This is a genomic window from Actinophytocola sp., from assembly GCF_049647105.1.
Classification (GTDB): domain Bacteria; phylum Actinomycetota; class Actinomycetes; order Mycobacteriales; family Pseudonocardiaceae; genus Actinophytocola.
Genome location: NZ_JBARWZ010000019.1, coordinates 24,670 through 33,043, shown reverse-complemented (window position 1 = coordinate 33,043; position 8,374 = coordinate 24,670). Strand labels below are relative to the sequence as shown.

The following is an 8,374-nucleotide window of genomic DNA, read 5'->3' as shown; positions in this document are numbered from 1 at the left end:
GTGGTCGAGCGGCTGCGCTCGACCACGACGCACCTCATCCACGGCGACTACTCCCCCAAGAACATCCTCGTGCGCCGCGGCGGATCCGACCCGGACGTCACGGTGCTCGACTGGGAGGTCGCCTGCGCGGGTGACCCGGTGTTCGACCTCGCGTTCCTGCTCACCCACCTGGTCGCCAAGTCGGTACACCTGCCGGCACGCACCGAGGAGCTGCGCGCCGCGTGCGCACTGTTCGCCGGCACCTACGGCCCGGTCGACGACGACTGGCTCGCCAGGGTGCTCGGCGCGACCCTGCTGGCCAGAGTGGACGGACTGTCGCCACTGCCCTATCTCGACGAACAGCGGCGCGCGCAGGTGCGCACGCTGGGGACCGCGCTCGTGCGCGAGGGAGGACCGCTGCCATGGCCGTCCGTGCTACCGCCGTCCGTGTGACCGCTGTCCGCGCGTGGGAGTGCCTCGACTCGCGGGGACACCCGACCGTCGGCTGTCTCGTCACCGTCGGGTCGGGAGCGAGCGCGGCCGCGCTGGTCCCGACCGGTGCGTCGACCGGCCAGTTCGAGGTCGCCGACCTGCGCGACGGCGGCGACCGCTACGCGGGCCTCGGGGTGCGCGCCGCGGTGGCCATGATCGAGGGCGAGATCGCCGACGCCGTCGTCGGCTGGCCGGTCGACGAGGTGGACGAGGTGCTCACCGGTCCGTCGAACGTGACGCTCGGGGTGTCGACGGCGGCCGCGAAGGCAGGCGCGGTGGCCGCGGGGGTGCCGTTCTGGCGCTACCTCGCCGACGGCGGCCCGGTGTCGCTGCCCTGCCCGATGGTCAACATCTTCTCCGGCGGCCGGCACGCGGAAGGCGGCGGCACGGTCCAGGACTACCTCGCGATCCCGACCGGCGCGACGACGTTCGCCGAGGCCATCGAGCACGTGTGGCGGGTGCGGCGGCGGGCGGCCGAGCTGGTCGAAGCCGAGCACGGCAGGCTGTGGTCGCGGCTGGTCGCCGACGAGGGCGGTCTCGCACTGCCCGGTGGTGACGACGAACGCCCGCTCGCGCTGCTGGCCTCGGCGATCGCCGACACCGGGTTGCCGGTCGGCATCGCCATCGACGTCGCGGCCACGCAGGTGCCCGACCCTGAGGCGTTGCTCACGACGCTGACCCGCTGGTGTGCCGACTATCCGATCGTGTCGGTCGAGGACCCGCTCGGGGACAACGACTGGACGGGCTGGGCCGACGCGACCACGCGGCTCGCGCCCCGGCAGGTGGTCGGCGACGACCTGTTCGCCACCGACGCGGAGCGGGTCGCCACCGGCGCGAAGTACGGCGCGGCGAACGCCGTACTGGTGAAGCCGAACCAGATCGGCACGCTCACCGGCGCGCGGGCGGCACTGCTGGCCGCCCGTGCGGCCGGTTTCCGCACGGTCGTCTCGGCACGGTCCGGCGACACCGAGGACGACACGATCGCCGACCTCGCCACCGGGTGGAACGCAGGCCAGATCAAGGTCGGGTCCGTGCACCGCTCGGAGCGGCTCGCCAAGTACAACCGGCTGCTGCGCCTCGAGACCGTCGACCGGCTCCCCTACGCGGGCTGGCCGGGATGACCCTCGCCGTCATCACCGACGTCGCGTGGGGCGACGTCGACGTGGAGTCGGCACTGTGCGCGGCGGCCGGGATCGACGTGCGGCTGGTCGGCTCGCACGACGAGCGGGTGCTCGCCGCGGCGGTGCCAGAGGCCGACGCGATCATCACCTGCTTCGCGCCGGTGACGCGGGCGGTGATCGACGCGGCGCCCCGGCTCCGGGTGATCGCCCGGCTCGGGGTCGGCCTCGACAACATCGACGTCGAACGGGCGAGTGCCAGGGGCATCCCGGTGACCAGGGTGACCGGCTACTGCGTCGACGAGGTCGCGACGCACGCCATGGCGCTGGCGCTGACACTGTGGCGACGGCTGCCCGGCTACGACGCGGCCACCCGCGCGGGCGGGTGGGGCATCCTGCCCGCGCTGCCGGTACGCCGCCTCGCGGGCAGCAGGGTCGCGGTGCTCGGCAGAGGTGCGATCGGCAGGGAGGTCGGCCACCGGTGGCGTGCGTTCGGCGTCGAGGTCACCGACTCCCCCGCAGGCGCCGACATCGTGATGGTGCACCTGCCGCTCGACGAGTCGACGGCGGGCAGCGTCGGCGGGGCGGTGTTCGACGCGGTGCGGCCGGGTGCGGTCGTGGTGAACTGCGGCCGAGGCGGTCTGCTCGACCTCGACGCGGCGCTGGCCGCCCTTGACGACGGCCGCCTGTCCGGGCTCGGACTCGACGTCTACCCGGCCGAACCGCTCCCCCTGGACCACCCGATCCTGCGCAGGCCCGACGTGGTGCTGAGCCCACATGTCGCGTTCTACTCGGAGGGGTCGCTGCACGAGCTCCGCGAGCGGGCGACGCGCAGTGTGATCGCCGAACTGACGAGGACGACGAATGGCTGACCATCCGGTACTGCCCCTGCTCGACCCCGCGACGCTGGACGAGGCGCAGCGGGCACTCTACGACCGGATCGCCGGTGGCCCGCGGGCAGGCGCGGCGGCGACGGTCCCGGTGGTCGACGCCGATGGCAGGCTGGCCGGGCCGTTCAACGGCCTGCTGTTCGCACCGGAGCTCGGCGACGCCGTGCAGGCGGTGGGTGCGCGGATCCGGTTCGGGCTGTCACTGTCGGACCGGGAACGGGAGCTCGCGACCATGCTGGTCGCCGGGCGGGCCCGCTGCCCGTACGAGGTGTTCGCCCACCGCAGGCTGGCGGCGGCCACCGGCATCCCGGACGACGCGCTCGACGCGCTCTCGGCCGGTGCGATCCCGGAACTGGCCGACGAGCGGGAGCGCCAGGTGCTCGCGCTGTGCGCCGCACTGCTCGACCCGGCTCCCGACCTGGCGGCGGTGCGCACCGCGGCGGTGGACGTGGGCCCACGGGTGGTCGCCGAACTCGTCATGCTGATCGGCTACTACCAGCTCCTGGCCCGGTTGCTCCACGTCGCCGAGGTACCGGGCACCTAGGAAGGGCACTTTTCGGGACGCTCCACCGGTTGGTCTGCCTGCGTGGCGGGGCATGGTTGGTGGCACGAAAGCCGCTTTCGGGACGTTCAACGCCCTCAAAGACGCTTTCGGGACATCGCGCCAGTCCACCACCCCTGACGGGGACGCCGCCGAGCGGCGCAAGCCCGCCACAAGGGGCTCCCTGCCATCCCGGAGACCTGCCCCTCCGGCGAGGAGCCGCCGGAGGCAACCCGGCGAGGCAAACACAACCAGGCCCAACGCCCCACCTCGGCGCGGCTCAGGCCGCGTCGAGCAGTCCCTTGAAGACGGCCAGTACCTCGCGTCCGCCGAGGGTCTCGGCGTGCCCGGGCGCCGTCAGCTCAACGCGGTCGCCGAGGTCGCGCACCGTGAACCCGTTCTCGAACTCGTTCATCCCGAGGTGCATCTCGTAGGCGACCATCGCCCGGACCCCGCGCACGAAGAAGTGCCTTGGCGTCCGCAGGGAACCCGACGGCCACGTCACCACCGCGTCGTCACCGTCGTAGGCGAAGGAGAAGCCCCCGACCGCCGCGCTCGGGTCCGCGTCGACCGGATGCCGGCCGATACCGGCCCAGAACTCGTTGCGCGGCATGATCTCCAGCGTGATCCGGCGTTTGCCGTCGCCGGAGAAGGTTCGATGGGCGATGTCGCGCGGCAGGCAGAAGAGATCACCGGTACGGGCGATCAGGTGCCCGTAGTGCTTGTCGCCCTCGGTTTCCTTGAACTCCACCCGCACACTGCCCGCCACGATGTAGAGGTAGCAGTCGCCGTCGAAGTTGGTGTTCCAGAACGGGAGCTGGTCGGCCGCGCCGGTCGACTCCCAGAACACGACCTGTCCGGTGCCACCGAGATCGGCTGGCATGTGGGTCGGGCGGTCGGCCGCGCCCCCGAACTCGATGAGGTTGACCAGGTTGAACAGCTCGTGCCGGTCGGTGATGTGCTGTTCGCCCGGGTCGACCCTCAGCTCGGCGAAATCCGCGTGCAGCTTCATGCCCGTACTCCCGTCGACTCGAGCCACGAAAGGATGGTGTCGGCCACCTGCGTCATCAGTTCGGGTTGGCCGGACAGGTAGTGCGTGCCGCCCCGCACGGCGACGAGCTCCTTGTCGGCGTGCGGAACCGCGTCGTAGAGCGAGATGGCGTGGCTGGGAAAGCAGACCTGGTCGGCCGTCCCGTACATCACCAGCGTCGGCACGCTCGTGCGGGTCAGGTGGAACGGACCGTCGCAGTTGGTGTCGTCGATGCTCCACTGGGACAGCCACGACCGCAGGCTGCACAGGTGACCGAGCGATGCGGGCATCAGGTTCGCGTGTGCCGCCGGTCCCCACATCGTCCCCGCCTCGCGGTCGGTCGGTTCGATGGTGAGGTCGGTGAACCTCGGGTCGGCACCGGTGCCGTGCACGACGAACGGCAGATCCTGCACGCCGTCCTGGTCCTTCGCCAGCTCCGCGAGCTTCTCCCGTACCCACGCGGTGATCCGCCGGTTTCGCGCGACCTGCGCCGCTCGGTAGCGGGTCAGGAACTCCGCCGAGTAGGGCGGACCGTTGCGCTCGTCGAAGAGGTCAAGCTCGGCGTCGCGCCTGCTCGGGTCGTGCTCGTCGACGATCGCCGGGTCCAGCCACTCCGTGTAGACGATCGCGCGGCCGGGATGGGCCATCAGCTCGACCAGCGCGTCGACCGGGGGCAGCGTCGCGGTGGTCAGGTCCGGCGGGTCGCCTGCCGGGGTGTGCGTGATCGTCGGCGACTCCGCCTGACTCTGGTAGAACGCCGTCAACCCGCCACCGCCGGAGTTACCGACCAGGATGATCCTCTCGTAGCCCCGGTCGCGCAGGAACTTGATGGCCGCGCCGATGTCGAGCACGCAGTTCTCCATCAGCAGCGTGCTGTCGTTGCCGATGTAGCGTGTCGTCAGGCCGACCGCGTCCACGCCCCGCTCGGCCAGCGGCGCCAGCAGGTAGTGACCGAGGAAGTTCGACGCGGGGTGCACGACGACCACGACGGTCCTCGACGGGGTCGCCGCCCTGTGCAGCGAGCCCCACACCTTCCCGGCCATGCGGGAAACGCCGGAGTAGACGTCGATCCGGCCGTTCGCCGCGGCCATGGGGATGCCGAGCAGCTCGACCCCGTTGGTGGGAGTGGTCACCCCGTACCGCCAATCATTGTCTCTTGTGGACTCATCAGGCGATGAGCCTGCCACCGTCGACGACCATCGTCTGCCCGGTCATGAAGCCGGACTCGGCGCTCGCGAGGAACAGCACGGCCATCGCGATGTCGACCGGCTCGCCCGCGCGGCCGAGCAGGAGCTTGGCGGTGAGGAAGTCGAGCCGGTCCTGGTCGGCGAACACCGGGTCGGTCGCCGCGGTCCTGGTGAGGCCCGGCGCGACCGCGTTGCAGCGGATGCCCTGCTTGCCGTAGTCGAACGCGACCGAGCGGGTCAGCGCGATCACGCCGCCCTTGGCGGCCATGTAGGCGGCGAACGACGGCGACGCGACGAGCCCCGCCGTCGACGCGGTGTTGACGATCGTCCCACCGCCATTGCCGAGCATCGCCTCGATGCCGAACTTGCAGCCGAGGAACACGCTCTTGAGGGTGATCGCGATCGTGCGCTCCCACTCCTCGTCGGAGGTGTCGGTGACCGTGCGGTTGATCGGCGCCCAGTAGGCGTTGTTGTGCAGCACGTCGAGCCTGCCGTAGGTGGCGACCGCACCGTCCACCATGGACCTGACGGCCTCGGTGCTCGACACGTCGGTGACCGAGACGCGGGCGGTGTGGCCCGCCGCCTCGATCGCGTCGACCGTGGCCCGCGCGCCAGCCTCGTCGATGTCGGCGACCGTCACCTTGGCGCCCTCCGCCGCGAAGCGGATCGCGGTCTCCCTTCCGATGCCGGACGCGGCGCCGGTGACGATCACCGAGGAGCCGGTGAAACGTGCGCGGTCTGTCATGTGGGGTCCTCCTGTCCACCGAGGTAGCTGCGTACGAGAGACGGGTCGGCGAGCAGCTGCGCCGCGGTCCCGGTGCTGGTGACGCGACCCGTGGTGAGCACGTAGCCCCGGTCCGCGACCTTGAGGCCCTGCACCACGTTCTGCTCGACGAGGAGCACGGTCTGCCCGTCCGCCGCCAGGCCGCGGATGAGGTCGAACACCTCCTGCACGAGCCGGGGCGAGAGGCCGAGTGACGGTTCGTCGAGCAGCAGCAGCTTGGGCTTGGCCATGAGTGCCCTGCCGATCACCAGCATCTGTTGCTCACCGCCGGAGAGCGTGCCCGCCTTCTGGTGCCTGCGCTTGGCGAGATGCCCGAAGCGCTCGAACACCTCTTCCATCGTCGCGCCGATGCCGTGCTTGTCCTTGCGGGAGAACGCGCCGAGCCGCAGGTTCTCCTCGACGGTGAGCCTTGGCAGCACCCGCCTGCCCTCGGGGACGTGCACGAGCCCGGCCCGCACGAGCGCGTCGCTGCGCATGCCGGTGACCTTCGTGCCGTCGAGTACGACACTGCCCGACCACGGCGTGATCATTCCGGAGAGGGCACGCAGGATGGTGCTCTTGCCCGCGCCGTTCGCGCCGAGCAGCGCGACGAGCTCGCCGGCCTTGACCGACAGGCTGACGTCGTCGACCCCCACGATGCGGCCGTAACCGGCCCGCAGCCCGCTGACCTCGAGCAGCGTGCGCTCCTGCGAGGGCGTGGCGGCCACGTCGCTGCCGGTCAGGCTCTGGGTCTCATGTGCCAAGGTATGCCGTCCTCACCTCGTCGCTCGTCAACACTTGCTCCGGTGAGCCGTCGATGAGCCTGCGGCCGAAGTTGAGCACGGTGACGTGGTCGCACACCTTCGCGATCACGTCCATGTCGTGCTCGACGACGATCACGCTCATCCCCCGGTCCCGCAGCTCCCTGATCCGGGGGACGAGCGCGTGCCTGCCGTCGGTCGTCATGCCTGCCGCCGGCTCGTCGAGCAGCAGCACCCGGGGCCGCGCGGCGAGCGCCCGCGCCATCTCCAGTTGCTTCTGCAGGCCGTAAGGGAGCTCGGCGGCCCGCCGCTTGCGGTAGGGCATGAGGTCGAAGAGCTCGAGGGCCTCCCGGACCTCGAGCCGCAGCCCGCGCTCGGCGCCGGTGCGCAGCGGCCACAGCGACGCCACCCCGGTGTGTGCCCTGCTGTGCTGACCGATCAGCAGGTTGTCCTGGACCGACAGCCCGCCGAAGAGCCTGATGTTCTGGAAGGTCCGGACCACCCCGAGCGGCACCCGCTGCTGCGGGGTGAGCCCGGTGATGTCGGCGGCGTCGAGGCTGACGCTGCCCGCGTTCGGCGCGACATAGCCGGAGATCACGTTGAGCAGCGTCGTCTTGCCCGCACCGTTCGGACCGACCACGCCGTGGATGGTGCCCTCGTGCAGCTCGAGGTCCACCTCGCCGAGGGCCTCGACGCCCTGGAAGTGCTTGCTGATCCCGGCGACCCGGAGCAGTGGCTCAGGCAACGGTCTCACGCTCCCGTTCCTTGTCTGCGCCCCTCGGCCACATCGGCAGGCGCCGGTTGGAGCCGACGGCCGCCCTGCCGATGAGACCCTGTGGCCGGACGATCATGAGCGCGACGAACAACAGGCCGTAGACGATCATGTACCAGTCGCTGAGCCAGTCGAAGTAGATCGGCAGCAGGCTGAGCGCGATCGCGCCGAGCGCCGCTCCCCAGAAGTACTGGGTGCCACCGAAAACGCAGTAGAGAATGATCAGCAACGCCTGCTGCGGGCCGAACAGCTCCGGCGTGATGATCATCAGCTGGTGCGCGGCGAGGGCGCCCGCGACGCCGGTCACCGCCGCCGACGTCGCGAACGCGCCGACGGCGATCAGCGTGATCTTCAGGCCGGAGGCCATCGCGGCCTGCTCGTCCTCACGGATCGCGGAATAGGCCAGGCCGAGCCGGGACCGGGTGAGCAACACCAGGTACGCGACGACGACCACGACGCAGACGGCGACGATCGGCACCGTCGTCCCGCTCATGCCGATCATGCCGCTGGCTCCGCCGACGTAGTCCCATTCGGACAGCAGCACGTCGACGAGCTGGGCGAAGACGAAGGTGATGATCGCGAGGTACAGCATCGACAACCGCAGCGCCATCCAGCCGATGATCGCGCCTGCCACCGCGGCGGTGACCGCGGCGGCGAGCATCGCGGCCGGTAGCGGCCAGTTGACGTTCATCGTGAGGATCGACGCGGTGTAGGCGCCGATCGCCATGAACGCGGCGTGCCCGAAGGAGTACTTGCCGGTGGAGACGGCGATCCAGTACCCGAGGGCCAGCAACACGTTGATACCGACCTGCAACAGGATCGACTCGGTGTAGGTGGACAT

Annotated in this window: 10 protein-coding genes; 4 read left to right on the top strand and 6 right to left on the bottom strand. The window is 70.8% G+C overall.

Annotated elements, in window-relative coordinates; genetic code table 11:
* The 4 genes from WBA97_RS02875 to WBA97_RS02860 form a co-directional block, all read left to right on the top strand.
* Window positions 1–432: phosphotransferase family protein (locus WBA97_RS02875; protein ID WP_424229072.1), on the top strand; the 432-nt coding region annotated here is incomplete at its 5' end.
* Window positions 402–1,592 carry a phosphopyruvate hydratase gene (eno, locus tag WBA97_RS02870; RefSeq protein ID WP_424229071.1) on the top strand — a complete coding sequence of 397 codons (1,191 nt, stop codon included), beginning with the start codon at window positions 402–404 and terminating at the stop codon, window positions 1,590–1,592. The genes WBA97_RS02875 and eno, both read left to right, overlap by 31 nt.
* Window positions 1,589–2,461 (top strand): NAD(P)-dependent oxidoreductase, encoded by an 873-nt coding sequence (locus WBA97_RS02865; RefSeq protein ID WP_424229070.1) that lies wholly within the window; start codon window positions 1,589–1,591, stop codon window positions 2,459–2,461. The genes eno and WBA97_RS02865 overlap by 4 nt, the downstream gene beginning before the upstream one ends.
* A complete protein-coding gene (locus tag WBA97_RS02860; RefSeq protein WP_424229069.1) occupies window positions 2,454–3,023 on the top strand; it encodes a carboxymuconolactone decarboxylase family protein in 570 nt (189 codons plus the stop codon). Before WBA97_RS02865 ends, WBA97_RS02860 begins: the two co-directional genes overlap by 8 nt.
* Before the next feature lie 277 nt (window positions 3,024–3,300).
* Here WBA97_RS02860 and WBA97_RS02855 read toward each other — a convergent pair whose 3' ends face one another.
* The 6 genes from WBA97_RS02855 to WBA97_RS02830 are packed head-to-tail and all read right to left on the bottom strand — an operon-like array spanning window position 3,301 to window position 8,374.
* On the bottom strand, window positions 3,301–4,032 hold the full coding sequence (locus WBA97_RS02855) for a hypothetical protein (protein ID WP_424229068.1): 732 nt from the start codon (window positions 4,030–4,032) through the stop codon (window positions 3,301–3,303).
* Window positions 4,029–5,183: a serine aminopeptidase domain-containing protein gene (locus tag WBA97_RS02850; protein ID WP_424229067.1), complete on the bottom strand. Its 1,155-nt coding sequence runs from the start codon at window positions 5,181–5,183 to the stop codon at window positions 4,029–4,031. Before WBA97_RS02850 ends, WBA97_RS02855 begins: the two co-directional genes overlap by 4 nt.
* A 34-nt stretch (window positions 5,184–5,217) precedes the next feature.
* Window positions 5,218–5,982 (bottom strand): SDR family NAD(P)-dependent oxidoreductase, encoded by a 765-nt coding sequence (locus tag WBA97_RS02845; protein WP_424229066.1) that lies wholly within the window; start codon window positions 5,980–5,982, stop codon window positions 5,218–5,220.
* Window positions 5,979–6,698: an ABC transporter ATP-binding protein gene (locus tag WBA97_RS02840; RefSeq protein ID WP_424229075.1), complete on the bottom strand. Its 720-nt coding sequence runs from the start codon at window positions 6,696–6,698 to the stop codon at window positions 5,979–5,981. The genes WBA97_RS02845 and WBA97_RS02840 overlap by 4 nt, the downstream gene beginning before the upstream one ends.
* Before the next feature lie 55 nt (window positions 6,699–6,753).
* The gene (locus WBA97_RS02835; protein WP_424229065.1) at window positions 6,754–7,515 is read right to left on the bottom strand and encodes an ABC transporter ATP-binding protein; all 762 of its coding nucleotides are present in this window, start codon (window positions 7,513–7,515) and stop codon (window positions 6,754–6,756) included.
* Window positions 7,499–8,374: a branched-chain amino acid ABC transporter permease gene (locus tag WBA97_RS02830; protein ID WP_424229064.1), complete on the bottom strand. Its 876-nt coding sequence runs from the start codon at window positions 8,372–8,374 to the stop codon at window positions 7,499–7,501. The genes WBA97_RS02835 and WBA97_RS02830 overlap by 17 nt, the downstream gene beginning before the upstream one ends.

Bases quoted from the DNA above. Each gene is read 5' to 3' on its own strand.
- eno (WP_424229071.1), top strand. From the start codon at position 402: ATGGCCGTCCGTGCTACCGCCGTCCGTGTGACCGCTGTCCGCGCGTGG.
- WBA97_RS02865 (WP_424229070.1), top strand. From the start codon at position 1,589: ATGACCCTCGCCGTCATCACCGACGTCGCGTGGGGCGACGTCGACGTG.
- WBA97_RS02860 (WP_424229069.1), top strand. From the start codon at position 2,454: ATGGCTGACCATCCGGTACTGCCCCTGCTCGACCCCGCGACGCTGGAC.
- WBA97_RS02855 (WP_424229068.1), bottom strand. From the start codon at position 4,032: ATGAAGCTGCACGCGGATTTCGCCGAGCTGAGGGTCGACCCGGGCGAA.
- WBA97_RS02845 (WP_424229066.1), bottom strand. From the start codon at position 5,982: ATGACAGACCGCGCACGTTTCACCGGCTCCTCGGTGATCGTCACCGGC.
- WBA97_RS02830 (WP_424229064.1), bottom strand. From the start codon at position 8,374: ATGTCCACCTACACCGAGTCGATCCTGTTGCAGGTCGGTATCAACGTG.